This is a genomic window from Polynucleobacter sp. MG-6-Vaara-E2, from assembly GCF_018687695.1.
GTDB lineage: Bacteria > Pseudomonadota > Gammaproteobacteria > Burkholderiales > Burkholderiaceae > Polynucleobacter.
In genome coordinates this window covers 1837984-1864535 of sequence record NZ_CP061303.1, presented here as the reverse complement: position 1 = coordinate 1864535, position 26552 = coordinate 1837984, and the positions used below count along the sequence as shown (strand labels likewise).

At 45.3% G+C, this 26552-nt stretch carries 32 protein-coding genes and 1 tRNA gene; 19 read left to right on the top strand and 14 right to left on the bottom strand.

Going from position 1 to position 26552, the window contains the following annotated elements; translation table 11 throughout:
* Positions 1-13: 13 nt before the first annotated feature.
* Positions 14-757, bottom strand: coding sequence for a ComF family protein (locus ICV38_RS09620; RefSeq protein WP_215380872.1), 744 nt, complete (start codon positions 755-757; stop codon positions 14-16).
* A 23-nt stretch (positions 758-780) separates the two neighbouring features.
* Here ICV38_RS09620 and ICV38_RS09615 point away from each other — a divergent pair, with 23 nt between their 5' ends.
* The 7 genes from ICV38_RS09615 (at position 781) to ICV38_RS09585 (ending at position 6368) form a co-directional block, all read left to right on the top strand.
* Positions 781-1569, top strand: a complete 789-nt coding sequence (locus tag ICV38_RS09615; RefSeq protein ID WP_251368147.1) for a methyltransferase domain-containing protein — start codon at positions 781-783, stop codon at positions 1567-1569.
* Positions 1570-1761: 192 nt separating this feature from the next.
* Positions 1762-2916, top strand: a complete 1155-nt coding sequence (gene coxB / locus ICV38_RS09610) for a cytochrome c oxidase subunit II (RefSeq protein WP_215380859.1) — start codon at positions 1762-1764, stop codon at positions 2914-2916.
* Between the two features lie 42 nt (positions 2917-2958).
* Positions 2959-4578, top strand: a complete 1620-nt coding sequence (ctaD, locus tag ICV38_RS09605) for a cytochrome c oxidase subunit I (protein WP_215380856.1) — start codon at positions 2959-2961, stop codon at positions 4576-4578.
* Complete coding sequence (locus ICV38_RS10335) at positions 4478-4693, top strand: cytochrome oxidase small assembly protein (RefSeq protein WP_215380853.1); 216 nt, start codon at positions 4478-4480, stop codon at positions 4691-4693. Before ctaD ends, ICV38_RS10335 begins: the two co-directional genes overlap by 101 nt.
* 15 nt (positions 4694-4708) lie before the next feature.
* Complete coding sequence (locus ICV38_RS09595) at positions 4709-5293, top strand: cytochrome c oxidase assembly protein (protein ID WP_215380850.1); 585 nt, start codon at positions 4709-4711, stop codon at positions 5291-5293.
* 17 nt (positions 5294-5310) lie between these two features.
* Positions 5311-5484, top strand: coding sequence for a DUF2970 domain-containing protein (locus tag ICV38_RS09590; protein ID WP_215382870.1), 174 nt, complete (start codon positions 5311-5313; stop codon positions 5482-5484).
* Positions 5485-5513: 29 nt separating this feature from the next.
* Positions 5514-6368, top strand: a complete 855-nt coding sequence (locus ICV38_RS09585; protein WP_215380847.1) for a cytochrome c oxidase subunit 3 — start codon at positions 5514-5516, stop codon at positions 6366-6368.
* 64 nt (positions 6369-6432) lie between these two features.
* Here the strand turns inward: ICV38_RS09585 and ICV38_RS09580 are convergent, their stop codons facing one another.
* Positions 6433-6645 (bottom strand): twin transmembrane helix small protein, encoded by a 213-nt coding sequence (locus tag ICV38_RS09580; RefSeq protein WP_215380845.1) that lies wholly within the window; start codon positions 6643-6645, stop codon positions 6433-6435.
* A gap of 48 nt (positions 6646-6693) precedes the next feature.
* Here ICV38_RS09580 and ICV38_RS09575 point away from each other — a divergent pair, with 48 nt between their 5' ends.
* Genes ICV38_RS09575 through ICV38_RS09555 form a run of 5 tightly spaced genes read left to right on the top strand, consistent with a single transcriptional unit; the run spans position 6694 to position 10696 of the window.
* The gene (locus ICV38_RS09575) at positions 6694-7452 is read left to right on the top strand and encodes an SURF1 family protein (RefSeq protein ID WP_251368146.1); all 759 of its coding nucleotides are present in this window, start codon (positions 6694-6696) and stop codon (positions 7450-7452) included.
* A 2-nt stretch (positions 7453-7454) separates the two neighbouring features.
* Positions 7455-8111 (top strand): hypothetical protein, encoded by a 657-nt coding sequence (locus ICV38_RS09570; RefSeq protein ID WP_215380843.1) that lies wholly within the window; start codon positions 7455-7457, stop codon positions 8109-8111.
* Positions 8111-9214, top strand: a complete 1104-nt coding sequence (locus tag ICV38_RS09565; RefSeq protein ID WP_215380840.1) for a heme A synthase — start codon at positions 8111-8113, stop codon at positions 9212-9214. Before ICV38_RS09570 ends, ICV38_RS09565 begins: the two co-directional genes overlap by 1 nt.
* Positions 9211-10104, top strand: coding sequence for a heme o synthase (gene cyoE, locus ICV38_RS09560; protein WP_215380837.1), 894 nt, complete (start codon positions 9211-9213; stop codon positions 10102-10104). The genes ICV38_RS09565 and cyoE overlap by 4 nt, the downstream gene beginning before the upstream one ends.
* Before the next feature lies 1 nt (position 10105).
* Positions 10106-10696, top strand: coding sequence for an SCO family protein (locus ICV38_RS09555; RefSeq protein ID WP_215380834.1), 591 nt, complete (start codon positions 10106-10108; stop codon positions 10694-10696).
* A gap of 30 nt (positions 10697-10726) precedes the next feature.
* Here ICV38_RS09555 and rpoH read toward each other — a convergent pair whose 3' ends face one another.
* Together rpoH and ftsY are read right to left on the bottom strand one after the other, a co-directional pair.
* Positions 10727-11656, bottom strand: coding sequence for an RNA polymerase sigma factor RpoH (rpoH, locus tag ICV38_RS09550; protein WP_215380821.1), 930 nt, complete (start codon positions 11654-11656; stop codon positions 10727-10729).
* A 90-nt stretch (positions 11657-11746) separates the two neighbouring features.
* Complete coding sequence (ftsY, locus tag ICV38_RS09545; RefSeq protein ID WP_215380818.1) at positions 11747-12637, bottom strand: signal recognition particle-docking protein FtsY; 891 nt, start codon at positions 12635-12637, stop codon at positions 11747-11749.
* 63 nt (positions 12638-12700) lie between these two features.
* Here ftsY and ICV38_RS09540 point away from each other — a divergent pair, with 63 nt between their 5' ends.
* From ICV38_RS09540 to ICV38_RS09520, 5 genes are read left to right on the top strand one after another with little or no spacing between them, the layout of a single operon-like run.
* Positions 12701-14068, top strand: coding sequence for a pitrilysin family protein (locus tag ICV38_RS09540; protein WP_215380815.1), 1368 nt, complete (start codon positions 12701-12703; stop codon positions 14066-14068).
* Positions 14065-15402 (top strand): pitrilysin family protein, encoded by a 1338-nt coding sequence (locus ICV38_RS09535; protein ID WP_215380801.1) that lies wholly within the window; start codon positions 14065-14067, stop codon positions 15400-15402. Before ICV38_RS09540 ends, ICV38_RS09535 begins: the two co-directional genes overlap by 4 nt.
* A 7-nt stretch (positions 15403-15409) precedes the next feature.
* On the top strand, positions 15410-16009 hold the full coding sequence (gene rsmD / locus ICV38_RS09530; protein ID WP_215380799.1) for a 16S rRNA (guanine(966)-N(2))-methyltransferase RsmD: 600 nt from the start codon (positions 15410-15412) through the stop codon (positions 16007-16009).
* Positions 16010-16045: 36 nt separating this feature from the next.
* Positions 16046-16537 carry a pantetheine-phosphate adenylyltransferase gene (coaD, locus tag ICV38_RS09525; RefSeq protein ID WP_215380796.1) on the top strand — a complete coding sequence of 164 codons (492 nt, stop codon included), beginning with the start codon at positions 16046-16048 and terminating at the stop codon, positions 16535-16537.
* A 16-nt stretch (positions 16538-16553) separates the two neighbouring features.
* The gene (locus ICV38_RS09520) at positions 16554-16820 is read left to right on the top strand and encodes a YfhL family 4Fe-4S dicluster ferredoxin (RefSeq protein WP_215380793.1); all 267 of its coding nucleotides are present in this window, start codon (positions 16554-16556) and stop codon (positions 16818-16820) included.
* A 9-nt stretch (positions 16821-16829) separates the two neighbouring features.
* Here the strand turns inward: ICV38_RS09520 and pth are convergent, their stop codons facing one another.
* The 6 genes from pth to ICV38_RS09490 form a co-directional block, all read right to left on the bottom strand.
* Complete coding sequence (pth, locus tag ICV38_RS09515) at positions 16830-17420, bottom strand: aminoacyl-tRNA hydrolase (protein ID WP_215380771.1); 591 nt, start codon at positions 17418-17420, stop codon at positions 16830-16832.
* A 96-nt stretch (positions 17421-17516) separates the two neighbouring features.
* Positions 17517-18164: a 50S ribosomal protein L25/general stress protein Ctc gene (locus ICV38_RS09510; RefSeq protein ID WP_215380755.1), complete on the bottom strand. Its 648-nt coding sequence runs from the start codon at positions 18162-18164 to the stop codon at positions 17517-17519.
* A gap of 135 nt (positions 18165-18299) precedes the next feature.
* Positions 18300-19265: a ribose-phosphate pyrophosphokinase gene (locus ICV38_RS09505; protein WP_215380752.1), complete on the bottom strand. Its 966-nt coding sequence runs from the start codon at positions 19263-19265 to the stop codon at positions 18300-18302.
* 54 nt (positions 19266-19319) lie between these two features.
* Positions 19320-19396 (bottom strand) — tRNA-Gln (locus ICV38_RS09500).
* 5 nt (positions 19397-19401) lie between these two features.
* A complete protein-coding gene (gene ispE, locus ICV38_RS09495; RefSeq protein ID WP_215380750.1) occupies positions 19402-20286 on the bottom strand; it encodes a 4-(cytidine 5'-diphospho)-2-C-methyl-D-erythritol kinase in 885 nt (294 codons plus the stop codon).
* A complete protein-coding gene (locus tag ICV38_RS09490; protein WP_215380747.1) occupies positions 20279-21766 on the bottom strand; it encodes a lipoprotein insertase outer membrane protein LolB in 1488 nt (495 codons plus the stop codon). Before ICV38_RS09490 ends, ispE begins: the two co-directional genes overlap by 8 nt.
* A 35-nt stretch (positions 21767-21801) precedes the next feature.
* Between ICV38_RS09490 and mutM the strand changes: the two genes are divergently transcribed.
* Both mutM and mutY read left to right on the top strand, forming a co-directional pair.
* Positions 21802-22638: a bifunctional DNA-formamidopyrimidine glycosylase/DNA-(apurinic or apyrimidinic site) lyase gene (gene mutM / locus ICV38_RS09485; protein ID WP_215380744.1), complete on the top strand. Its 837-nt coding sequence runs from the start codon at positions 21802-21804 to the stop codon at positions 22636-22638.
* Entirely contained in the window at positions 22623-23765 is a 1143-nt protein-coding gene (gene mutY / locus ICV38_RS09480) for an A/G-specific adenine glycosylase (RefSeq protein WP_215380730.1), read from the top strand. The genes mutM and mutY overlap by 16 nt, the downstream gene beginning before the upstream one ends.
* Here the strand turns inward: mutY and rapZ are convergent.
* The 4 genes from rapZ to hpf are packed head-to-tail and all read right to left on the bottom strand — an operon-like array spanning position 23710 to position 26404.
* A complete protein-coding gene (rapZ, locus tag ICV38_RS09475) occupies positions 23710-24600 on the bottom strand; it encodes an RNase adapter RapZ (RefSeq protein ID WP_215380727.1) in 891 nt (296 codons plus the stop codon). The genes mutY and rapZ overlap by 56 nt on opposite strands.
* A gap of 2 nt (positions 24601-24602) precedes the next feature.
* Positions 24603-25589: an HPr(Ser) kinase/phosphatase gene (gene hprK / locus ICV38_RS09470; protein ID WP_215380723.1), complete on the bottom strand. Its 987-nt coding sequence runs from the start codon at positions 25587-25589 to the stop codon at positions 24603-24605.
* Positions 25586-26047 carry a PTS sugar transporter subunit IIA gene (locus ICV38_RS09465; RefSeq protein ID WP_215380720.1) on the bottom strand — a complete coding sequence of 154 codons (462 nt, stop codon included), beginning with the start codon at positions 26045-26047 and terminating at the stop codon, positions 25586-25588. The genes hprK and ICV38_RS09465 overlap by 4 nt, the downstream gene beginning before the upstream one ends.
* Before the next feature lie 33 nt (positions 26048-26080).
* Positions 26081-26404, bottom strand: a complete 324-nt coding sequence (hpf, locus tag ICV38_RS09460) for a ribosome hibernation-promoting factor, HPF/YfiA family (RefSeq protein ID WP_215380707.1) — start codon at positions 26402-26404, stop codon at positions 26081-26083.
* Positions 26405-26552 lie beyond the last annotated feature (148 nt).

Sequence of the window (26552 nt, the reverse complement as noted above, 5' to 3'; positions counted from 1 at the left end):
TGATAACTAGTTATTAAGCCAGTCTTGTGGTTCTGAGTAGAGCCCAGTTAATTACGCGTACTACTCCATTAGCTTTGAGTATCCGCGCAATTTCATTGAGCGTAGCTCCGCTAGTCATGACATCATCAAACACAATGACCGTTTTACCCGCCAAACGATTCACGTATTGAGAGTCAATATAAAACATCTCTTGAACAGCATCTTGTCTTACGCTCAGAGTGTTACCTGCTTGGTGATGTGAGTGATGATGACGCTTAATGGCATGGGGTAGCTTTTTTGCAGGGCGCCCATATTGAATTCTTCTTACCAATTCCCAGCTTTGATTAAATCCCCGTGACAGTAATTTCTCGGTACTCAGTGGCACAGGGAGCAAGTAGTCAGCCTGGCATTGCTCTTGTAAGTGAAATTGAATGTGATCCCAGGCTTTTGCAAGACCATATGCAAAGACAATTCTTTTTTGGTACTTCAGTTGATGAAGGGCATCTTGCAAAATCCCTTCATAGCGATCAAGGCAATAGGTCTCATCAAAAAATGGTGGATGCTTTACGCAGCAGCTACAACGTTTTTTATTGAGCTCTCGAACTTGAAGCGGGATGCCGCACTGGTGGCAACATTCATAGTGAATCAGGCTCTTATTTTCTAATGTACTAAGACAAGTAGCGCAAATCGATTCAGTTTGAAACTGCTGACAAATAATGCATGCAGTTGGTAATAGATGTGTACTAATTGATGCAAGAAGATTCACTAGAAATTGCATGGGGCGCTGAGTATACTGAGCCAATGACCCAGCCGATCAGATGGTTACAAGATGAAATTGCAGACCGTATGCTGCAAAAACTCGATATTGTTAAATTAGATGTCAGAGATGTTTTAGTGGTGCCAGATTTTCCTGGAATGCATTTGGCTACTTTTGCCAAACGTTTTCCTCATGCGCGTATTCACAGCATTGCAGAAGAGGGTTCATCTACCTCTCAGTTATGGCTTGCAAAGATCTTGGCAAATTGGCGCTCTTTATTTCGCTCCGCTCATTCAAACCTAATTTCTAGTTATCTCAGTACAGGTAAATTTGATCTTCCTGATAATTCTGTTGATTTGGTATTGAGCGATCTCTTGTTGCATGATCTTGCTGACCCAAAGCATTTTTTGCAGGAGTGTTGGCGCGTACTGCGAGAGGGTGGTTTGATTGCATTTAGCTATCTAGGGCCAGATACCGGGAAAGAGTTACGCTCAGTCGGACCACTCCCCTTTCAGATCAAAAACTTATTGAGCCCTTGGGATATGCATGATATGGGCGATGTTTTGATGGCTGAGCGCTTTTCAGATCCCGTGATGGATATGGAATATCTGACATTAGATTATGAAAACTCAGCGCTACTAATAGCTGATGTACAGACTTTGAAGTTAGGAGATTCAGCCTCGAATTCAAGCAATGAAATGACTGATTTACCTCCAAAACTCACTCTGGAAGTGGTTTATGGACACGCTTGGGCTATTGGCAAGCATCTTGCAAAAGCGCAGGATAGCGTTGCTTATATTGATATAAATCAAATTGGGCGCAAGACTAGGTAATATTCTGCTTAAGTGTAAGTGCTTACTATCATTTTAACCTTGACCAAGATTGGATGGAGGTGGGTTATCCCTGTTTGTTGTTGAGCTTAATTAACCCTATAATCACCGCTGGAAGTATTGGCTTGAGACCGCATTTTGAGCATTTTGTGGCATTTTTTGCTGCTGTGCTCATGACAATCAACAGAGAATAAGATGAATTTATTTGGAAAAGTCACTAGGGCATCGCTCTATTTAGTAGCAGCCTTCGGCACTGCTTTAGCACACGCCACAGAAAACATGCCTGGAGGTCCAGCTGTAAACCAGCTGAATTTCGCTGCTCCAGCAACCAAAATCATGCAAGAGATCCACTGGCTTCACTGGATGATGTTGGTGATCTGTGCGCTTATTTTCGTGGGCGTATTTGGTGTCATGTTCTATTCGATTTTGAAACATCGTAAATCTTTGGGTCATAAATCAGCCTCTTTCCATGAGAGCACAACTGTTGAAATTATTTGGACAGTCATTCCTTTGCTCATCGTGATTGGTATGGCACTGCCTGCAACTAAAACAGTTGTAGCTATGAAAGATACAACTAACTCTGACATCACTATTAAGACCACTGGTTATCAGTGGAAATGGGGTTATGACTACATTAAAGGCGAAGGCGAAGGCATTAGCTTCTTGTCTACCTTGTCTACTTCACGTGAAGCGATTAACAACCTAGCGCCAAAATCAAATACCTATTTGATGGAAGTGGATAACGAAATGGTTGTCCCTGTTGGTAAGAAGGTTCGCTTGATTACAACGGCGAACGACGTTATTCACGCATGGACGATCCCGGCATTTGGCGTTAAGCAAGATGCGATCCCAGGATTTGTTCGTGATACCTGGTTTAGGGCTGACAAGATTGGTACATTCCGCGGTCAGTGTTCTGAGCTTTGCGGTGCTGAGCATGCTTTCATGCCGATTGTTGTGAAAGTAGTTTCACAAGAGGATTACAGTGCTTGGGTTGCACAGAAGAAGAAAGAAATGGGCGCTGGCGGTGATGATCCTTCAAAGGTTTATACCTTGGATGAGCAAAAAGAGCGCGGTGCAAAAGTTTACGCAGCAAACTGTGCTGCATGTCATCAGCCAAATGGCAAAGGTGCGGGCGCGTTCCCAGCATTGGATGGCAGCAAAGTGGTGAATGGTCCTAAAGCTGGTCAATTCAACATTTTGTTAAACGGTAAAAATGCAATGCCGAAATGGGCAGGCGTACTTTCTGATGGCGATATTGCCGCAGTCATTACCTATACTCGTAATTCATGGGGTAATAAGACGGGTGAAGTGATTCAGACCCAAGAAATTATTACCGCACGCGGCCAGTAATTCAGATTAACTAATACAGATAAAACGAAACCGGAGTAATTCATGAGCACAGTCTCTACTACCCACGATCACGCACACGATCACGCACATGAAGATCACACGCCACATGGTTGGCGTCGTTGGTTGTTCGCAACCAACCACAAAGACATCGGCACGATGTACCTGATCTTCTCGTTTATTAGCTTATTAGCTGGCGGCGTGATGGCCTTGGGAATTCGTTTGGAATTGTTCCAGCCTGGTTTGCAATTCTTCCGTCCGGAGTTCTTCAATCAATTAACAACCATGCACGGCTTGGTGATGGTGTTCGGTGCAATCATGCCGGCATTCGTTGGTTTTGCTAACTGGATGGTGCCTTTGCAAATCGGCGCATCTGATATGGCATTTGCTCGCATGAACAACTTTAGCTTCTGGATTCTTCCAGTGGCCGCAACCTTGTTGTTGAGTTCATTCTTGGTCCCTGGCGGTGCTCCTGCTGGTGGTTGGACTATCTATGCTCCATTGACCTCGCAAATGGGCCCTGGCATGGACATGGCAATTTTCTCTCTCCACTTGTTGGGTGCATCTTCCATCATGGGTTCGATCAATATCATCGTCACCATCTTGAATATGCGCGCTCCTGGTCTGACATTGATGAAGATGCCAATGTTCTGTTGGACTTGGTTGATCACTGCGTACTTATTGATTGCTGTAATGCCTGTATTGGCTGGTGCAATCACGATGGTTTTGACTGATCGCCATTTCGGTACTTCATTCTTCTCTGCTGTTGGCGGTGGTGACCCAATCATGTTCCAGCATATTTTCTGGTTCTTTGGTCATCCAGAGGTTTACATCATGATTCTTCCAGCTTTCGGAATCATCAGTGAAATCGTTCCTGCTTTCTCCAGAAAGACATTGTTTGGTTATAGCTCAATGGTTTATGCAACGGCATCGATTGCGATCTTGTCATTCATTGTTTGGGCTCACCATATGTTTGCCACTGGTATGCCGGTAACCGGTCAGTTGTTCTTCATGTACGCAACAATGTTGATTGCTGTTCCAACTGGCGTGAAGATTTTTAACTGGGTTGCAACAATGTGGAAAGGTTCAATGACTTTTGAAACTCCAATGTTGTGGGCTATCGGCTTCATCTTCGTATTTACGATGGGCGGTTTCACCGGTTTGATCTTGGCAATGGCGCCAATCGATATCGGCGTACAAGATACTTACTACGTAGTTGCTCACTTCCACTATGTATTGGTAGCAGGCTCATTGTTTGCAATGTTTGCTGGCTTCTACTACTGGTGCCCTAAGTGGACTGGTTACATGGCGAATGAAACTCGCGGCAAGATCCACTTCTGGGCTTCCATGATTTTCTTTAACATCACCTTCTTCCCAATGCACTTCTTGGGCTTAGCTGGTATGCCACGTCGTTATGCTGACTATCCAACTCAGTTCGCTGACTTCAACATGATCGCTTCTATCGGTGCTTTGGGTTTCGGTCTGGCACAGGTTTACTTCTTGTTATTCGTGGTGTTGCCTGCGTATAGCGGTAAAGGTGAAAAAGCACCAATGAAGCCATGGGATGGCGCCAAAGGTCTTGAGTGGACAGTACCTTCACCAGCACCTCACCACACTTTTGAAACTCCGCCTAGTGCAGAGCAGATGCGTGAAGCAGGAATTTAATTCTTCAAATAAACAAGCCCTAGCTGCAAATAATCGCAGGCTGGGGTTTGTACTTTTGAGTATCGTCTTGACCTTTTTTATTGGTATTGTGATTAAACGGAGTTTTTTAGGTTAACGCCTGCTGCTTGCAATGGTTTCTACTCAGTCGCTCAATCGTCAAATCCTAATTAAGCTCTTAATTGCTGCAGTGATGATGTTTGGTTTTGGGTATGCCTTAGTTCCAATGTACAAGGCTCTATGTGAAGTGACAGGTATCAATGTTGTAACGAACAAGAATGATTATGGCGTTAGAGCATTCAGTCCCAACAAGGTTGGCAACACCCAAGTTAACTATGCTCGTACAGTAACCATTGAGTTTGACTCCAATAGTCGCGGCCCGTTTACCTTTAAGCCAGTGAAGAATTTTTTAGAAGTGCATCCTGGTGAGATGACGGAGATTGTTTATGAAGTCACTAACAATCAAAATCGCTCAGTGAGGGCTCAAGCAATACCGAGTTACGCACCTAAAAGCGCGACAGAGTTTTTTACGAAGTTGGAATGTTTTTGTTTTCAAGAACAAACCTTGGCAGCTAATGAAACTAAGAAGATGCCAGTGGTCTTTGTCATTGATGCAGGTTTACCGGATGATGTGAAAACAATCACCTTGTCCTATACATTCTTTGAGTTGGGATTGGGTGGTACTCCGCCCGCTCCAAAGTCAAAGGTAGTTTCGTGAAGAAGAATAGTAGTTTTATGCAGTCTATGAAAGCCGTCATGTGGGGCTTTTTAGGAGTGCGTAAGAAGTCAGGTTTGCAGGAAGATGTAGCATCATTAAGTTTTGTACACATTATTATTGCGGGTGTTGTTGGAGCCTTAATTTTTATGGCCGTCCTGCTCTTAATAGTGAAAGCAGTTGTGTCCCATTGATTATTTTTTGATTGAATAGAGAGAATAAGATGTCATCCAATTCAACCCCACACTATTTCGTCCCTGGACTATCTAGGCATCCAGCTATGGCTGCGTTTGGCCTGATTGGTTTTGCCTTTGGTATATCTGGCTGGGTAAACCACGCCTCTTGGGGTGGACCGCTTACCTTGACTGGAGTCGCATTTGTTCTCTACGTGCTCTATAACTGGTTTGGTGACACGATTGCAGAGTCAAATGCTGGTAAGAATGGCGTTAACGTCGACATCTCCTATCGTTGGTCAATGGCATGGTTCATCTTCTCTGAGATCATGTTCTTCGGCGCATTCTTTGCGGCTTTGTTCTACGCTCGCAATATCGCGATGCCTTGGATGGGTGATGTTGAAAGCAAGCTCATATGGCCTGATTTCCAAGCGGTTTGGCCTAACGATGGTCCTGCTGGTTTGGTTGAGAAATTCACCACCATGGGTCCCTGGCCCGTTCCAACCATCAACACATTGTTGTTGTTGAGCTCTGGTGTGACGATTACGATTGCTCACCATGCATTAGTTGAGAATCACATGAAGAAGGCCATCATTGGCTTGGCTGCAACGGTTGGTTTAGGAGCAATCTTTTTAGGCTTTCAAATGTATGAGTACTACCATGCTTACCATGCATTGAACTTGAAATTGACTTCAGGTATCTATGGCTCAACTTTCTTTATGTTGACTGGCTTCCACGGCTTCCACGTCTTCCTTGGCGGCACAATGTTAGCGATTGTTTTGCGTCGCATGATTCGTGGCGACTTCACAGCTAAACACCACTTTGCCTTTGAGGGTGCCGCTTGGTACTGGCACTTTGTTGATGTTGTTTGGCTTGGTTTGTACATCGCTGTTTACTGGATGTAAGTAGAATAAAAATCGGGGCTTGAAGCCCCGATTTGTTTTATAGCCTCAGCCTGTTTTGTATTCTTTAGTGTGTTCCAACCTTAATGCCAGTTGCCTCAATAAAGCCAAAGTAGTGGGCTAGAAGAATGCCTAGGAATAGTGCAACCGATAAGCCAATGCGTAGCATCAGGGAGTGAACCATTCTGGCGCTATTACCCCTATCTTTCATCATGTAATAAAGTGCTGAGCCCAAGCTAGCAACGATCATTAGTAGGACAATCGGAATAATCCACTTCATCTCAAAATCCTTATCTTGAAACCTTTAAATAGCCTCTTTCACAGTCTTGTGACAAAGCGCATAGTTGCTACTGTATCAGCCTTGCTGATCATTGCGCTTGGGTGTGGGGCAGGTTTTTGGCAGTTGACTAGGGCTCATACTAAAATTGCTTTGGCAGCCAATTTATTGGCCAGACAACAGATGCCGATATTGAGTGCTAATGCAAAAACTTGGGCTCTTGAAGAGGCTAGTGAGCGCCGCATGGTCGCTCGGGGCCAATACATTCCAGAAGCTGCCATTTGGTTGGATAACCGCCCAAGACCAATTCCGGCTGCTGGCACCACTTCTTCACAGTCTGGCTTTTATCTAATGATGCCATTACGTTTAACGGATCGCGATGAGGTGCTTTGGGTGAATCGGGGCTGGGCTCCGCGAAATAATGAAAATCGAGAAACTTTGCCACCAATCAAAACTCCCACTGGGATTGTCAATGTTGAAGGAATCGTCTTTGCTCATCCGGGCAAGGTGTATGAGTTAGGTGATGGCAGGCCTATGGCCAGTCTTGACAAGCCAAAAATTGAACAAAACTTTAACTTAGTGGCCGAAGGCGATCTACGTGGCTGGACTCAAGCCCCATTTATTTTGCGTGAAGAAAAGGTTGGCATGGAAGACGGCCTATTGAGAGAGTGGGCACCCCTGACAAGTGGGGTCGATCGCCATTATGCTTATGCATTTCAGTGGTTTGCCTTGGCAGTTTGCGGATTTTTATTTTGGCTGATTACTGGCCTGCGTCAATATAGGCGTCAGGGAACGGGGAATAGGATTTAGGTGTGAGTGATCAAGAGTTATTAATTCCGGCTTCTCAGATGGATTCATCGGCAATCAATGCTCGGACTCGCCGAGGGCGCATTCAGATGCTCTTGCTATTACTTGCATGTGCAAGTCCTGTGATTGCATCCTATTTTGCGTACTACGTGATTAAGCCTGAGGGTGGAAAAACCAATTTCGGCACCCTGGTGTATCCAGCCCAAGAATTCAATAGCGCTTGGCTTGATGTGCCATTGGAAGGTAAATGGACTTTATTGGTTGCGCGGCCTGCAAGTGAATGTCAGTTGAAAGATAAGCAATGCGTAGAAGCGCTATTTCTCATGCGTCAAACAAGAGTGGCGATGGGAAGAGAAAGCGGGCGCGTTCAGCTCGTTTGGGTCAACACCGATGGCAAGTCAGTAGATCCTGAATTAGCAAAGGCTTATGACGAGAAGACGGCAGGGCTTAAGGTGGTGTCATTACCTGCGGATCCGAAGTCTCGTGCGGAGTTTGATGCCTGGCTTAATAAAGAGGGCGCTGGAAAAGAGATTCAGTTGATTGATCCAAGTCCGGCAAAGATGATGTACTTTCCGATTACCACCTCTCCAAAAGAATTTTCTAGCATGAAGAAGGATTTGGAAAAGCTCTTGAAGTTAAATCATAAGGGTGAGAGATTGTAATGCCCAGTATTGTTTTATTCCTAGAGCTTGCCGCTATCGCAGTTGTCTTTGCAGGCCTACCATTGGCTTATCTTTGGACCAGGCCTGGCTATAGTTTTTTTCAGAAACTCAATTGGGTCTTGGTATTTATGACCTTTGACTTAATTGTGTTTGGTGCCTTCACTCGATTGACTGACTCTGGTCTCGGCTGTCCTGATTGGCCTGGTTGTTATGGTACATCCAATCCATTTCATGCCTTGAGTGATATACAGCAAGCTGAGAGCGCCTTGCCAAGCGGCCCTGTAACCGTTATGAAAGCCTGGATCGAAATGATTCACCGTTATTTAGCGATGACTGTAGGCACCCTGATTTTGGTGCAAGTGGCCTTGGCATTTAATAAAGTGAAAACCTTAGGCAAAGCCCCCCTATTTGGAAGTATGGGTTTGCTCATATTGGTTTGCCTTCAAGGGGCATTTGGTGCATGGACTGTCACATTGAAGTTGCAGCCCATTATTGTGACGATTCATCTGATGTTGGCTCTTGTGCTATTCGCTTGCTTAACCGCATATGCCCAACAGGCTTGGGAAGAAAAAATTTCTGCAGTACGTACGCTAGGTGTCAAACCATTACCAGCTGCTTTGTTGTTGATCGCTTTTATAGCTCTTGGCATTCAGATCTTCTTGGGTGCTTGGGTTAGCACTAATTACGCTGTATTAGCTTGTCCAGATTTCCCGACTTGTCTAGGTGCGGCATGGCCTAAAACCAATTACTCGGAGGGCTTTACCTTGTGGCGCCAGTTAGGCCTAAACGCTCAGGGTGATTTTATTTCTCCAGTTGCTCTTCAGACCATTCATTGGACGCATCGTTTATTTGCAGTGTTGGTATTGGTCGTATTTTCATTCTTTGGCTGGCGAGCTTTGAACCTATCTACATCAGCAACCCCCGGCCTCAAACGCTTTGCCAAACTCTTATTTACATTACTTGCTTTGCAGATTCTGACTGGTATTTCAAACGTGGTATTTCAGTGGCCCCTGCTAGCAGCTTTGCTCCATACTGCTGGTTCTGCTGCTTTGGTATTCTGTTTGGTCAGAATGGGTTATTGGGCTTCTTGGAAGTCATTATGAATGCAGCAAATACATCCGAAGCAGTAGTAATGCCACGTTGGCGCCAATACTGGGTTTTAACCAAACCCAGGGTGACTCAACTCGCGGTCTTCTGTGCAGTAATTGGTATGTTCTTGGCAACCCCAGGCATGGTTCCTTACCCAGTTTTATTTGGCGGCATTATTGGGATATGGTTATTGGCAGGCGCTGCATTCGCAGTGAACTGTTTAATTGAGCAGGCAGTTGATGCCAAGATGAAGCGCACCTCATGGCGCCCCTCAGCTACTGGTGAAGTGACGCCGTTTCATATTATTGTTTTCTCGATCATTCTGGGTTCACTGGGGATGATCATTCTGTGGAATTTCTGTAACCCATTGACGATGTGGCTTACGTTGGCAACTTTTGTTGGTTACGCAGTGATCTATACCTGGCTGCTGAAGCCTGCTACTCCACAGAATATTGTGATTGGCGGTTTATCTGGCGCAATGCCTCCAGCACTTGGTTGGGCGGCAGTAACCAATACCCTCTCGGCTGAAGCCTGGCTTTTGGTACTCATTATTTTTGTTTGGACGCCCCCACATTTTTGGGCTCTGGCTTTATATCGTCGCGATGACTATGTGCAGTCGGGATTACCAATGCTTCCAGTGACTCATGGTGAGCGTTTTACATTGCTCAATATCGTGCTTTATACCTTGATTTTGGTTGCTGCGACTTTACTACCTTACATCTATGGAATGAGTGGCATGGTGTATTTGATTTCAGCCATCATTCTAGGGTTGATGTTCTTGGCTTATGTGGTTGCGCTGTTTATTTCTTATAGTGATGCTTTGGCTAAGAAGACCTTTCGCTTTTCAATTACCTATTTGTCTTTGCTCTTTGCAGCATTGCTAATAGATCACTACTTCCTTTGAGATGAATATCCATTTTTTGCGAAATATTTGTATTGCACTCTGCATCTTGTTGTTGGGGGCTTGTAGTCCAAAGCCTGAATTTAAAAATATTGATATCACAGGTAGCACAGCTTTCGGCAAAGACTTTAGTTTGCTAGATCCTGATGGCGCTGTGAAAACGCTTGCTGACTTTAAGGGTAAGGTTGTTGTGATGTTCTTTGGGTACACCCAGTGCCCTGATGTTTGCCCAACTACTTTGACGGAGATGCAGCAGACGATGACGCTGTTGGGCACCCAGTCAGATAAAGTACAGGTGTTATTTGTAACAGTTGATCCTGAGCGTGATACTGCAGCAATCTTGAAACAGTATGTTCCATCGTTTGATGCACGTTTTCTAGGTTTGCGTCCTGCAGATGAAGCAGCATTAGAAAAAGTTACCAAGGACTTCAAGATTTACTATAAGAAGGTGCCGGGAAATAGCCCAAGCTCATACACCATGGACCACGCTGCAGGTAGTTATGCTTTTGACCCTGAGGGGCGACTGCGCCTGTATATCAAGCATGCTCAAGGCCCAGAAACCTTGGCGCATGACTTGAAAGAGCTTCTAAAATAAAGAAATATAACTGCAGCGGCGAATGAATTTTTAGGCTGCTTCAGATTGCAACATGCCGCGCATTTTTTTGAGTGCAGCAGTTTCAATTTGGCGAACACGTTCTGCAGAGATGCCATATTCAGCGGCAAGATCATGCAAAGTTTTAGTGCCATTGCCATCAGCATCCATGGCCAACCAGCGTGATTGCACGATATTGCGACTACGCTCATCTAAGGCCATTAATGCTTGATCTAATTTAGGGCCTTGTAATGCATTAGACTCCGCAAGGGCAATCCGCTCTGTAGGCTCTTGACTGTTGTCAGCAAGCCATTGTATCGGTGCATATGCAGCGTCTTCGTCACCATCATCGCCTTCAAGCGCAACGTCACCGCCCGCAAGGCGCATTTCCATTTCCTTAACATCCGAGCCCTTTACATCTAGGGCTTTAGCTAAGGCGTCTACTTCGCCCGGAGTGAGCGCGCTCAAAGTAGGTTTATTGCTGCGTAAGTTAAAAAACAATTTGCGTTGTGCTTTAGTTGTTGCCATTTTAACCAAGCGCCAATTTTTGAGAATGTACTCATGGATTTCAGCTTTGATCCAATGGATCGCATAAGACACTAAACGAGCACCGTTGTTTGGGTCATAACGTTTTACTGCCTTCATTAAGCCAATGTTGCCTTCTTGAATAAGATCGGCATGTGGAATGCCATAACCAAGATATTGGCGCGCAACAGAAACAACTAGACGCAAGTGTGAGAGCACTAAAGTTTTAGCAGCCTCAACATTTTCAGTGCGACGAAACTCCTGCGCTAGATGTAACTCTTCTGCAGCACTGAGCATGGGCACGCGATTAACGTACGCAATATAGGAATCAAGTGTGCCAACCCCAAGGGATGGCAACATTGGAAATGCGGACGCCGCTGCAGCCTGCGCTACAGGCAGCCTTTGCAAATTCGGTTTGTCAGATTTCTTTTGAACCATTTTTTATAAATATGAGGTGTTAATAAGGGTCTATTTTAGCACTCCTGTCAAGAGAGTGCTAATGCTTTATTAATCTTGTAACTTATTGAATTAATTGAATAATTCGGAAGAATATTGCCTGGCTGTGAATGGGGCTAAATCTTCAATTCCCTCACCTTTTCCTAGGGCTAGGATGGCTGGTTTAGAGTCATCTTTGAGGGTATGAGCCAAGGCGCAGATAACACCGCCTTTAGCGGTCCCATCAAGTTTAGTAACGATAATTCCGGTCAGGCCCAAGGCTGCATGAAAGGCCTTTACTTGGCTTAATCCATTTTGGCCCGTATTGCCATCCAAAACCAAGAGAGTCTGGTGGGGAGCTCCAGGGAGCGCCTTACCAATGACGCGTTTCACTTTCTTGAGTTCTTCCATCAGATGTTCCTGGGTAGCAAGACGGCCTGCAGTATCAATGATCAAAATATCGCTTTTACGGGAAATGGCTGAGTGAATTGCATCATGGGCTACTGCCGCTGCATCGCCATCTTCTTGAGAGATGACATCGACTTGGTTACGTTCGCCCCATTCTTGCAATTGATTGCGTGCCGCTGCTCTAAAGGTGTCGCCCGCTGCGAGAAGCACTGATTTACCTTGGGATTGATATAGTCTGCAAAGCTTCCCAATCGTGGTTGTTTTGCCTGCGCCATTGACCCCAACGACCAACCAAACTTCAGGAATAGTGTCTTTGTGGCTTGTAAATAGTGGGTTTGGGAATGGTTCTAATGCCAGCAATAACGAGCCAACCTCTTTAATCAGAAGCGCCTGTAACTCTTCAGTACTGGAAGCCTTTTCAGATTTTGCAGCCTTACGAAGTTTGTCGATTAATTGCTCAGTCGTGGGTAATCCCACATCACTCTGAATCAGTGATTCTTCTAAGGTGTCAAACCAAGCTTCATCTATCACGCTAGATTTGAATAGGGATCCGAGGGTTTTACGTAAGCCGAACATAATCGATACAATTTAATCCTTGCATCTTATCAATTAAATTCTTGGGATATGGTGATTTAGCAGATGCGCTTCAATTTACTCCGAATTACCTTCTTATTTTTGCTCTTAATCCAATTGTCTTGGGCGACGGCTAAAGATCAATCCGATACCCATGAATTCCAGCTCAGTAATGGACTCAAACTAATCATTCGGGAAGATCATCGCTCTCCAACTGTGGCTCACATGGTCTGGTACCGCGCAGGCTCAATGGATGAGGTCAATGGTAAGACAGGCGTGGCACATGTCCTTGAGCACATGATGTTTAAGGGAACTGACAAAGTGAAAGCTGGAGAGTTTTCACGTTTAGTGGCTGCGGTAGGTGGGCGCGAGAATGCATTCACTTCTCGTGACTACACAGCCTATTTTCAACAAGTAGAGAAATCAAAGTTAGATGAAGTGATCAAGCTTGAAGCTGATCGTATGTCTAATTTGAATTTTGATGATGCTGAGTTCCTCAAAGAAATTCAGGTAGTGATGGAGGAGCGCCGTTTGCGCACCGAAGATAGCCCTAGCAGCCTACTCAATGAATCACTCATGGCAACTGCTTACATGAGTTCACCCTATCGTCATCCGGTCGTAGGCTGGATGAATGATTTACAAAACATGACTGCTGCTGATGCTAGGGAGTGGTATCGCAGTTGGTATAAGCCAAACAATGCAACAATAGTGATTGCTGGTGACGTAGATGCAAAGCAAGTATTGGCAACAATAGAAAAATACTATGGTGCTGTGAGCGCACAAGTGCTACCAGTACGTAAGCCACAGATTGAGCCGCAGCAAAAAGGGATCAAACAGGTGCAGGTAAAAGCACCAGCTGATAGTGCGCAACTGGCCATGGCTTGGAAGGTCCCCCGTCTTGAGCCTGGCAAGCTAGATGATCCAGAGCCATACGCGCTTGAGCTTCTGACAGCCGTACTTGATGGCTATGACAATGCGCGCTTGAATCGCACATTAGTTAAGCAAGAGAAGGTTGTGAATGATGTAGGCGTTGGCTATGACATGGTCTCGCGTGGACCTGAGTTATTCCAAATTAACGCCACTATGGCTAAAGGTAAATCGGTTGCACAAGCGCAAGCTAGTATTCGTAAGGCGATTGATGAAATCAAGCAAAAAGGCGTATTGGAGTCTGAGCTAAAGCGCATCAAGGTGCGCATTCTTTCAGAGCAAATTTATAAGCGTGATTCTATTTTTGGCCAAGCAATGGAAATTGGTAGTACTGAGATGGCTGGATTCTCTTGGAAAGACATAGACTATATGTTGGAGAAAATGCAAACCATTACTCCAGAGCAAGTGCAAGCTGTTACCAAAAGATATTTAGTGGATGAGGGTTTAACTATTGCGGTTCTAGATCCTCAGGCGCGTAAGACTATCGGTCAGGAGGGCAAGCAATGAGAGTCCCTTATAAAGTCTTCCTGATTTATCTTCTGGGATTCGGTTTACTGGATAGCGCTCAGGCCATCCTACCGATCGAAAAATTAGATACTTACAAAGGCGCTAAAGCTTATTTAGTGCAAACCAAGACATTACCAATGGTCGATATAGAGGTCAGTATTGATGCTGGTGATCGCTATGATCCAGCTGGCAAGAGCGGTTTAGCGGATATGACTGCAGGCCTCATGAACTATGGGGTTCGTGGCGAAGGGGGTTTGCTAAGCGAAGCGCAAATTGCCGATGAGATTGCGGATTTAGGTGCAAATATTGTTTTATCAGTGGGCGGTGAGCGTGCCATCTTGCGTATTCGCACATTAAGTAGAAAAGACTTGCGAGATAGGGCAGTACAGCTAGCTTCCGCCATGTTGAGTATACCCACATACGATTCAAATATCTTAGCGCGAGAAAAGCAAAGAACGATCACCAGCTTGTTGGAAGCAGAAACAAAGCCAGATTATGTTTTAGAACGCCGTTTTAAAAAAATGATCTACGGTACTTATCCTTTGGCTGAATCTCCATCAGTTAAATCAGTTGGCGCCATCACTGTTTCAGACTTGCAGAAATTTCATCAGCAGTTCTACCGTGGTGATCGCATGATAGTCAGCATTGTGGGTGATGTAGATCAAGCGCAGGCAAATGAAATTGTGCAAACTCTATTAAAAAGAATCCCGCAGTCAGGACCTGCGATTGCACCATTACCGCAATTGGAACGTTCGCCCATCGAACCTTTAGCGCAACGTGAAGTGCAGATTCCCTTTGATTCTCAGCAAGCGCATGTCGCCATGGGTATGACAGCTGTAGCCCGTAACAATCCTGACTATTTCCCCTTATTGGTTGGTAACTATGTCTTGGGTGGCGGTGGATTCGTATCACGCTTGATGTCTGAGGTGCGTGAGAAGCGGGGACTTGCCTATAGCGTCTTTAGTTATTTCGCACCAGGCAAAGACACTGGCACTTTTCAGGCTGGCTTGCAAACTAAGAGTGATCAGGGTTCTCTGGCGCTTGAGGTGATGAGCGACACCGTTGCAAAATTTATTGCCGATGGCCCCACCCCATCTGAGCTCGCTGCTGCAAAAGCAAATTTGGTAAATGGCTATCCATTGCGGATCGATAACAATCGTAAGTTATTAGATAACGTTTCATCGATCGTGTGGAATGATTTACCGCTGGACACAATGGAGGTTTGGGCTAAGCAAGTGGATGCGGTTACATTGAATCAAGTTAGTGCTGCATTCCAAAAATATCTCGCAATGGATCGCATGAAGATTGTTGTTCTAGGGGCTCAAAATAAATAAACCCAAATTGTTCAAGGTTGAGCCGCCTAAGAAAGTGCGCATTATTGGTGGCACTTGGAGAAGTCGTTTGTTACCTGTTTTGGATTTGCCTGGTCTGCGACCAACGACTGATCGCATTCGGGAAACATTGTTTAATTGGCTCGGCCAAGATTTAGGGGGTTTGCGCTGTATAGATCTCTTTGCTGGTACGGGCGCTCTCGGTTTTGAGGCAGCTTCACGCGGTGCAGAACTGGTTGTACTTCTTGAAAAAGATAAAAAAGCTTATGCAAATTTAGTTGCTAATTTTTCTCGATTGCAATCTTCGCCGGTTCTTGGGGCGGTAGAAATTTTGCAGCGCGATAGTGTGGAGTTTTTAAAGCAACAAGCAGAACGCTCAAGCAATCTCATTTTTATTGACCCCCCATTTGCTGATAATGCCCTACTTGATAAAGCGGTGATGGAGGCAGGCAGAATTTGTGATGATTCTGGTGGCGGTGGCATTTATGTGGAATTTTCCGCAAATCGTCTTCTTGAAGAGGTGGAAGCCCTATTACCAGCTTGGCATTGTGGAAAATACTTAGAGGCTGGACAGGTAAAAGCTTGTCTATTTCGGAGCGGAAGAGGCTAAACTCTTGCATATAGCTGTTAAAGCCTTAGGAGAGTTATGACTGTCGCTGTATATCCAGGAACATTTGATCCTTTTACTCGTGGCCACGAGGATTTGGTTCGTCGTGCATCTAGTATTTTTGACGTATTAATCGTGGGAGTTGCTTCCAGTCGTAGCAAGCATCCTTTTTTCTCCTTAGATGAGCGTATTGCGATTGCTAAAGAAGTGCTGGGGCACTACTCCAACGTGAAGGTGGTCGGCTTTGATGGGTTGCTAAAAGATTTTGCTCGAGAGCACAATGCACGCGTCATTGTGCGAGGCTTACGCGCAGTATCAGACTTTGAGTATGAATTTCAGATGGCAGGTATGAACCGTTATCTCTTGCCTGATGTTGAAACATTATTCTTAACCCCGTCTGATCAGTATCAATTTATCTCCGGCACCTTTGTGCGTGAGATTGCCTCTATGGGTGGCGATGTTAGTAAGTTTGTATTTCCATCTGTAGAAAAATGGCTTGTGAATAAGATTGCTAATCAAAACACTAAGTAAGGCCGCTGAGTAAATAATGGCTTTAATGATTACTGACGAATGCATCAATTGCGATGTCTGTGAGCCAGAATGCCCTAACGATGCGATTTATATGGGACTGGAGATTTATGAGATTGACCCAAGTAAATGCACCGAGTGCGTTGGTCATTATGATGCGCCCCAGTGTCGTCAAGTGTGCCCTGTAGATTGCATTCCTTTCAATCCTAACCACACTGAAACCCAAGAACAACTAATGGTGAAGTTCAAGCTGCTTACTGCCGCTAAAAAAGCGAGTGCAGCTTAACTGGATGATCTAGCCCTTAGAGTGCAATTCCAGCATTGCCGTTTGGGTGTCTGCCTTCAAAAATAGCGGCAAAATTTGTAAGCCGTTTTCAATGCTGATGTCGATCAGTTTTTGTTCAGCCAATTGCGGTCTACGTAAAACATAATCCGCTACATCCATTGGTCGACCATCGCCTGCGAGATCTCTTGGATGCCCAATACCCAATCGCAGACGCCAGTATTCAGGCGTTCCTAAGTGCGCCTGAATATCTTTTAAGCCATTATGACCGCCAGTGCCGCCGCCTAGTTTGAGTCGAGCGGTTCCTGGCTTGAGATCGAGCTCATCTTGCACCACCAAAATATCCGCAGGCGTCATTTTATGAAAACGACAAAGCGCCCCAACTGCTTGGCCACTCAGGTTCATAAAAGTACTTGGCTTTAGAAGGTAGAGATCTTCGCCTTCCCATTTTGCTTTTGCTACTTGACCGTGAAAACGTTTTTCTGATTCAAAGCGAGTGTTTAATTGTTTTGCAAGGGCGTCAACAAACCAGAAGCCAGCGTTGTGCCGATCTTCCTCATGTTCATCGCCTGGATTACCCAGGCCAACAATTAATTTTGTCATGATGTGAGTTTAAAGATATAAATTGATTTCTACAAAAAGAGATAAAAGAAAAGCCCGCTTGCGCGGGCTTTCTTCGCAAACAGCGGACTTAAGGTATTAAGCCTTGTCCTTTGCGTCAGCAGCAGGAGCAGCAGGAGCTGCGGCAGCTGCTGGAGCAGCCTCCTCAGTCTCAGCAGCTTTAACGGCTGGAATACGTGCGTTTGCAATAACGGGATTCTCTTGCTCAACGTGTAATACCAAGCTAACACCTTTTGGTAATGCAACATCTTTAGCGTGGATAGAGTGACCCACTTCGATTTTGCCCAAGTCCACTTCAAGGAACTCTGGCAAGTCTGCTGGTAAGCAAGAAACTTCGAGATCATTGAGGATGTGGCTAATGACTGCGCCTTGCAATTTCACAGCAGCTGAAGTATCAGCATTGGTGAAATGCAATGGAACGCGCATATGGACTTTTTCAGTCGCGGATACGCGCTGGAAGTCAATGTGCAAAACTAATGGCTTAAATGGATGCATTTGGTAATCGCGCAACAACACTTTTTGTGTTTTGCCGCCAATTTCCAAATCCAAGATAGAGGAGTGAAATGCTTCTTTACGGAGAGCATGGAATAACGCGTTATGGTCCAACTCGATAACCAAGGCTGGATCTTTACTACCGTAAACGATTCCCGGAGTTTTTCCGGAATTGCGCAGACGGCGGCTCGCACCCGTTCCCTGTACGCTTCTTTCAAAGGCTACAACTTTCATATTAAATTCCCTTTTAAGGTTAATTTCCGTTCGCGACCAAACAGAAAAGCTTTCAATTATATCGTGGGAATGGAGTTTTTTGCCCACATATGAGCTAAAACTGCCAAAAAACAGGGTAAAACAGCGTTTTTTGGCTTATTCAGCAAACATGGACATGACTGAATCACCCTTACTGATGCGCGAGAGAGTCTCGGCCAACAAAGGGGCTACAGTTAATTGACGGATCTTACTGACTTTTGAAGCTTCAGCAGTCAATGGAATGGTGTCTGTGACAACTAACTCATCTAATTCAGAGGCCGCAATACGAGCCACAGCTCCGCCTGATAGGACAGCATGGGTACAGTAAGCAGTAACGCCTTTCGCACCACGCTCTTTAAGTGCTTCAGCGGCCTTACAGAGGGTTCCGCCAGTATCAATAATGTCATCCATGATGACGCAGTGACGACCCTCTACCTCGCCAATGAGGTGCATTACTTCCGATACGTTAGCTTTGGGACGGCGTTTATCAATAATTGCTAAATCAGTACCCAATTGTTTTGCCATTGCACGAGCGCGAACAACACCGCCGATATCTGGAGAAACAATGATGAGATCTTTTTTGGTCTTCTGAGCCTCTAAATCGGCCAATAGAACTGGTGAGGCATAAATGTTGTCTACGGGGATATCAAAAAAGCCCTGAATTTGGTCGGCGTGAAGGTCCATAGTAAGTACGCGCTCAATACCGGCAACCGATTGCAGCATGTTTGCCACGATACGCGCAGAGATGGCAACTCGCGCTGAGCGTGGGCGTCGATCTTGACGGGCATAGCCAAAGTAAGGAATTACTGCGGTAATGCGACTAGCAGAGGCGCGCTTGAGAGCATCAATCATGATCATGAGCTCCATCAAGCTGTCGTTTGTAGGTGCACAGGTTGATTGAATCACCACGACATTTTTGCCGCGTACGTTTTCTTGAATTTCTACTTGAATTTCACCGTCTGAGAATCGACCTACAAAGGCTTTTCCCATTGGTAACTTCAGTTCTTTGGCTACAGCCTCAGCCAAAACCGGATTTGCGTTGCCTGTAAATAAAGTCAATAAATCTGAGTTTGTCTGGGACATAGTCTTAGGGATTTTGATGGGTCAAAAAGGTGTCTTTGTCATTTCTGCAGTATTTGGCAGGGGAAGAAGGATTCGAACCTTCGCATGCTGGAATCAAAATCCAGTGCCTTAACCAGCTTGGCGATTCCCCTACGGATCAATCTGAAGAAATCAAATTGTAAGCGGGATTTTTATTTAGCCCCCGAACAACCCGACCCATCCACCCTTTAGGAAGATTTTGTAGAAGATTTTCCAGTTTTGCGACATCAATCTTAGGGTCTAAGACTGTAAAAACGCTACTTCCAGAGCCTGACATACGGGGCTCAGAGCCCGGTACCGCCTGACCAATCCAATCCAAAGCTTGCTTCACTTCAGGACATAACCGCATCGCTACTGCCTGGCAATCGTTTGATAGATCCGTCCATGGCGATGCAAGAAAGCCATCTATTGTAATCTGACCGTGATCTCGGGTCAATTCAGGGTCTTGAAAAATCCTTTTAGTCTCGACTCCTTGCCTAGGAAAAATAACCAAAAAATCATGACTACCTAAGTTGATTTCTTTGATTTTCTCGCCAATTCCCTCAACAAAGGCATTTTTGCCGAAAATGAAAAAAGGTACATCTGCTCCAAGCTGGAGACCAAGCTCACAGAGCGCCTTTTGGTCTAGCTTCAGGTTCCAGAGAGCATTTAGTCCAATTAAGGTGGATGCAGCATCAGATGAGCCACCCCCTAAGCCAGCGCCCATGGGGATCACTTTTCTAAGACTTATCTCAACACCGAAATCTATTTGGCAAAAATCCTTTAATAACTTAGCGGCTCTAACAACTAAATCGTTTTCAGGATTCACGCCGGGGATTGGGTTGATACGACGAATGTCATTTTCTGGAATTCTTTTTAGACTGACAATGTCACACCAGTCAATCAATTGAAATACAGATTGCAGTAAGTGATAGCCATCCGCTCTACGGCCAACAATATGTAGAAATAAATTGAGCTTTGCTGGTGAATGCAGCGTTAGAGTTTGATTGCTTGCTTCACTCATTTGGGTTATCGAACACCAGGCGAATATCAATAGAACCAATATTCGAGCTACGAGTCATCATTAATTTTTCAAGACGATTTTTATTGCTCCAGGTATAAATTAAGTCCCAACCATCTTGATTAATTTTGCTTACTTGCCCTTTAGTATTTCGCTCTACGCTTGCTTCACCACCAGGCCTGACTTCTCCTCTGAGCCAGTTTGAGAGCCCGCGTGCGGGCAGTGGCAGTCCTAATGTATTTTGAATTAAGGTATCCGCATCGATGGCAGCAACTACTTGACCATCTCGCTCAAGGGTGGCTTCACCAGGAGTGATAGTAATTTTCGCAATCGATCCACCAACAGGATTGCGTATTTCTAAAACATCTTTGAGTTGCTCTTGAGTCAGCGTGAAACCACCAGAACCCCCTTGGTTTTGGGCATCTGTAAGACCTGTGACCTTCACCGCAAAACGACCGTCCCATGAGCCTGAGGCGGCTTGATCTGCACTTGACCAGTCTGGCTTTAGGCGCTTTAGGGTTTCTTTCAATGTGGGATTATTGGCGTCTAATTTTTGACCTTGTTGCCACATCTCTTCAGCCTCAGTACGTCGACCCATTGCCCACAAGACTTCACCAGTGTGTGCTGCAATATCTGCTTCAGGTTTCATGCGAAAAGCTTGTTGAAGTTGCTCAAGCGCCAGTTCATTTTTGCCAAGACGAAAATTGACCCAGCCTAAGCTATCTAAGATAAAGCTGTCTTTAGGTGATAGTTGATGAGCCTTGCTGATGAGTGCAAATGCTTCTGGTAATTTGATATTTCTATCTGCTAGAGAGTATCCCAGGGCGTTTAAAGAATTGGCATCATTTGGGGTCTTGCGCAATATTTCACGCAAGGTCTTTTCCATGACATCTAAGCGCCCCATCTTTTCTGCAGACATTGCGTAGGTATAAAGCAAAGCTGGATCTTTAATAGCTGGTCTTACCGTTGAGGCAATTTCATAAAAAGCACGCAAAGCTTCAGATTCATCTTTTGCCTTGCTGAGCAAGGCTTGTAGTTGCAATAGCGTATTTTCTTGTTGTGCTGGAGTTTGTTGTCGCAACAAGGCAATTGCAGGTTTGACTGCATCTGACCAGCGATTACTTAAGACGAGCAAGGTAACCAGAACTTCTTTGGGTTTAGTTTGAGAGGGGGGTGACAAACTATCCCAAGTTTTAGCTGCATTTAGTGCCAACTCTGGGGAACCACCTGAAATCCCAATTTCCATTGCCCTTTGAGCAAGACGAGGATCTTTGTACTGGCGTGCCATTTCCATGTAGGTCCCATAAGCCAGTCCCGCTTCACCTCTTTGCAGGGCAATTTCTGAGGCCAGCACTTCAAAAATAGCTTGCCCAGTTTGATTCTCAACTGCTTGTGCGTGTGCCGAACCAAATAAGGCGCTTACGCAAGCGATTGAGAGGAGTAATAAACCCTTGAAATAGGATTTGAGTAAAAATTTGCTCATAAGCACATTCTAATCTGCGAATCTACAATTGATTCATGCCTGAACTGCCTGAAGTAGAAGTCACCCGATTAGGAATTGCCCCTCACCTTCAGGGGCGCTCTGTAAGTGCTATCAACATCATCGATGGGCGCTTACGCTGGCCTGTCCCCAAAACCTTGCTAAAGATCTTGCCAGGGCAAAAGGTACGAGGGGTAGAAAGACGCGGAAAGTATCTGCTAATCGAGTTAGATACTGGCCATGTAATGGTTCATTTGGGGATGACAGGAACCTTGCGAGTCTTGCCGAGTACTGATCCTCTAAAGTTGCATGACCGCGTCACTTTAGAGTTTGGAAAGTTAAGTTTGCGATTGCACGACCCCAGAAAATTTGGAGCAGTCCTATGGCATCCAAAAACAAAAGGTCCAATAGAGGATAACCTTTTATTGCAAAAATTGGGCGTTGAACCTTTCTCCCCAGAGTTTGCTGGAGAGCTTGGCGCAGAAATTCTGTATCAAGCTTCACGCAAACGAAGCATTGCTGTTAAACAATTTCTTTTGGCTGGCCAAGCGGTTGTCGGCGTTGGCAATATTTATTGCTCAGAAAGTTTATTTGAGGCGGGTATTCATCCCGTTAAGGCTGCAGGCAAGCTGACCCGTCCGCAATGTTCTCGCCTAGCAGAAGCAGTGAGACTCACTCTGAAAAAAGCCATTGCCGCAGGTGGCAGTACCTTAAAAGATTTTGTGAACAGCGATGGTGATCCAGGGCATTTCATGGTGCAAACCAAAGTGTACGATCGCAAAGATCAGCCGTGCAAAGTTTGTAAAACACCGATCAAGCAGATTGTCCAGGGCCAGCGCTCTACTTATTTTTGTCCTACATGTCAAAAGCGTTAATCAGTACTTTTTCTGAAAAGCTGATTGCTTGGCATGCTCGCAGTGGCCGCTCTGGGCTACCTTGGCAAGGCAATCGAGATCCTTATGCGGTATGGGCTTCAGAGATCATGTTGCAACAAACTCAGGTAGCTACTGTTTTAGAGCGTTACCCCCGCTTTATGAAGCGCTTTCCAACGGTAAAAAAATTAGCCGCTGCCGATATCGATGACGTTCTAGCAGAGTGGGCTGGCCTTGGCTATTATTCGCGCGCTAGAAACTTGCATGCCTGTGCGAAGCAAGTAATGGACGAGTTTGCTGGACACTTTCCAAATGACCCTCTGTTACTTGAACAGCTCAAAGGAATCGGGCGATCAACCGCTGGTGCAATCGCGGCGTTTGCGTTTCATGAAAGAGCGCCCATCCTGGATGCAAATGTCAAACGAATTTTGGCTCGCTTATTTGCTGTAGAGGGCGCATTGCAAGATAAGACGGTGAATGATGATCTGTGGCAGTTAGCCATTCAGTTATTGCCGACTAAGCCTCAAGATATGCCAGTATATACCCAGGCATTGATGGATTTTGGCGCTACTTGGTGTACTGCTCGCAAGCCTGTTTGTTTAAGTACTGAGAAAAAGTGCCCTTTTGAAAAACAGTGCCAAGCTAACTTAAGTGATCAAGTTTTGCTGTTGCCAAAAAAAGTAGTTAAGGCAAAGTCCCCCGAGTTTGATTGCGATATGCTTTTAATTAGAGCGGGCAATTCTATTTTGCTGCAAAAGCGTCCGAGCAGGGCGATTTGGGGTGGCTTATGGTCTTTGCCAGAATCGGCTTGGGTGGCTAAAGCTAGTTCGAAAAAAGTAATCCCAAGCCTGGCAATTTTAATGAAGACGGCTTTACCAAAAGAGCCTAGTGCTCCATGGCTTAAGGCTTGTAAAGCAGTAAAGGCAGGCCCTCAAATTAAGCATGTTTTTACCCACAGACGTTTGTGGATGCAGATTTGGGAAACAAGTGCCAAGACAAGGCTAGAGCCTGATAGTGAAAATCTAAAGTGGATATCCTTAACCCAGCTAGGGCGCTATGGCTTGCCACAGCCGATTAAGATTTTGTTGCAGGGATTGAGTCTAGTTCACGATGGCGATCTAAAAAATTAAGCTGGAGATCGCTGAATGCTTTTTGAGCACGGAAGTGCTCGCTAATTCGATTGACTAAATAAACCGAACGATGTTGCCCGCCAGTGCAACCAATAGCAACCGTTAAATAGCTGCGTCCATCAGCAATGTAGTGCGGTAACCATTTATCAAGGAATTGAGTGATGTCGCGTTCCATGCTAATTACTTCTGGAATCTTCTCTAAAAACTCTTTAACCGGTTTGTCATTGCCTGTGAGAGGTCTTAAGACTTTGTCATAGTGAGGATTGGGGAGGCAGCGCACATCAAAGACCAGATCCGCTTCACTGGGCACTCCTTTTTTGAACCCAAAGGATTCAAAAATCACTGTTAGGCCAACAGGTTTATCTTTCAGGAGGTCCTGAATCCAAGAACGCAGTGCATGAGCTGGCAGGTTACTGGTATCAATGCTATGTGCTTGTGCACGCAGAGGCTCAAGCAGATTACGTTCTTTATCAATGGCTTCAATCAAAGTTGCTGATTGGGATTGCTTTGCATTACTGGATAGCGGGTGTCTGCGCCGCGTTTCTGAAAAGCGCTGAACTAATGTGCTGGTATCTGCATTTAAGAAAACAATGCGCACCTGATGGACACGTTTCAGATTTTCAAGAATGGAGGGAAGTTGCGCAATGGATTGGCCACGCCTGGCATCGATTGCCACAGCCACTCGCTCACTCTTTTCGTTTACCAGGGTGCTAATAAGATTTTCTAGGAGCGAGACTGGTAGATTGTCAACACAGTCATAACCTGCATCTTCAAAAGCTCTCAAGGCCACTGATTTACCTGAGCCTGAGATTCCGGTAATCAGATTGATTTGCATGGTTAGAGCAGGCGCCCTTGGGATTTAAGCGAGTCTGCTTCCACATTCATTTGTACACGCTGGCGTTCGATAAATTCTTTTAGGGTATCAATACCACGCAATTGCAAAATTGTATTGCGGACTGCAGCTTCAACTAGAACTGCCAAGTTACGACCTGCAGCCACCTGAATTTTTACTGTCCGAATAGGCATGCCCAAAACATCAATATGCTGAGCTTCTAGAGGTAGCCTCTCAAACTCGCCATCGGTGCGGCGAACCAGCTGAACAATCAGGCGCAGTTTCAATTTACGACGGACTGCAGTTTCACCAAAGATAGTGCGTATATCTAACAAACCCAGACCGCGAACCTCTAGAAGGTTGCGAAGGATTATGGGGCAACGTCCTTCAATGTAATCTGGGCCCAGGCGAGCAAAATCAACCGCATCATCCGCAACTAATCCATGTCCGCGCGAAATGAGCTCTAAGCCTAGTTCACTTTTACCAAGGCCAGATTCACCAGTCAGCAAAACACCCAGGCCTAGGATATCCATGAATACCCCGTGCATCGTAACTTGTGGCGCACCAATCTTGGTGAGATAGGTGCGCAGATGGTCAATCACTTCCGCAGCTGAGATGTGCGTAGTAAAAAGTGGTGTAGACGAGCGCTGACAGAAGAGCTGCAAATCCGGATCTACAGCCTTACCGTCTGCCACGATGACGCAGGGAGGTGTTTTAGAAATGAGGCTGGCGATCTGATCTTGTTTTAGTTTTGGTTCAAGCGCTGCGTGATAGTCAACTTCTTGCTCACCAAAGATTTGGATGCGACTTGGATGTATAAGATTTAAGTGACCTACTAGGTCTGAGCTTGCTGCAGCTGCTTTAACTGCTTCGGGTGGAAAGGTACGATCTGCACCTTCGAGACCACTAATCCAGGAAAGTTTCAGATCAGAAACGTTATCGTCAAAAATCTGCTGAGCAGTTACTCCATCTAGAAGTAATGGTTGAGTCATTTTGGGTGACCCCATTGCTGTAACAGTTCACAGACTTTGATAGGGTCGATAGCGGAGGTTAATTTCTCTCTAGAGTCAGAGTCTGATAAAAGTTGCGCAATAGAGGAAAGAATTTCCAAATGCTGTTGGGTCGCTTTTTCTGGCACCAACAAGAAAATCAGAACTGAAACAGGTTCGTTATCTGGCGCAGCAAACTCGATTGGCTCTTTCAGTCTCATGAAGGCTGCAGATGGCTGTTTTAGACCTTTGACACGACCATGAGGGATGGCGACACCGGCGCCTAGAGCGGTTGAGCCTAGATCTTCACGAGCATTCAGGAATTGAACGACAGATGTTGCATCGATGCCAACTTGCTTGGCAAATAGCTCCCCGGCGGCTGCAAATGCATCGGCTCTGTTTTTGGCAGAACTATCTAATGCAATGCAGTCAGGGGTAAAAAGATTAGTCAGGGCATTCATTGCAATTGATTATAGGTGTCCTGACAACAAGTATTACTCAAAATGCTTTTCGTGGTGATGATCTTGAATCTTTTCTTTGTGCTTGACGACTTGGCGCTCAAGTTTATCGACCACTGCATCCATAGCGTGATAGAGGTCAGCATTATGGGCTTCGGCAAAAAGTTCTTTGCCTTTAAGGTGAATCGTGATCTCGGCGCTTTGACGAAGATCTTTCTCCTTTGCGTTGTCGACTACTAAAAAGGCTGATGCATCAATCACGTGGTCGAAGTGCTTACGAATTTTGGCTAAACCAGCCTCAAGGTGTGTGCGCATCGCAGGGGTAACTTCTACATGACGGCTATTGATTTTTAAATTCATGAGCAACTCCTTTTATCAACGCATGCGCATAGATATAGCCGGGGTGCGCAGCAAGCCCCTGTAATTTTTGAGCTGTTTTTTTTGGAAAATGAACCATGAACCTCCAGCGTATCAGCGATTTTGCTGAAAACCAAGAGGGAAAACCACT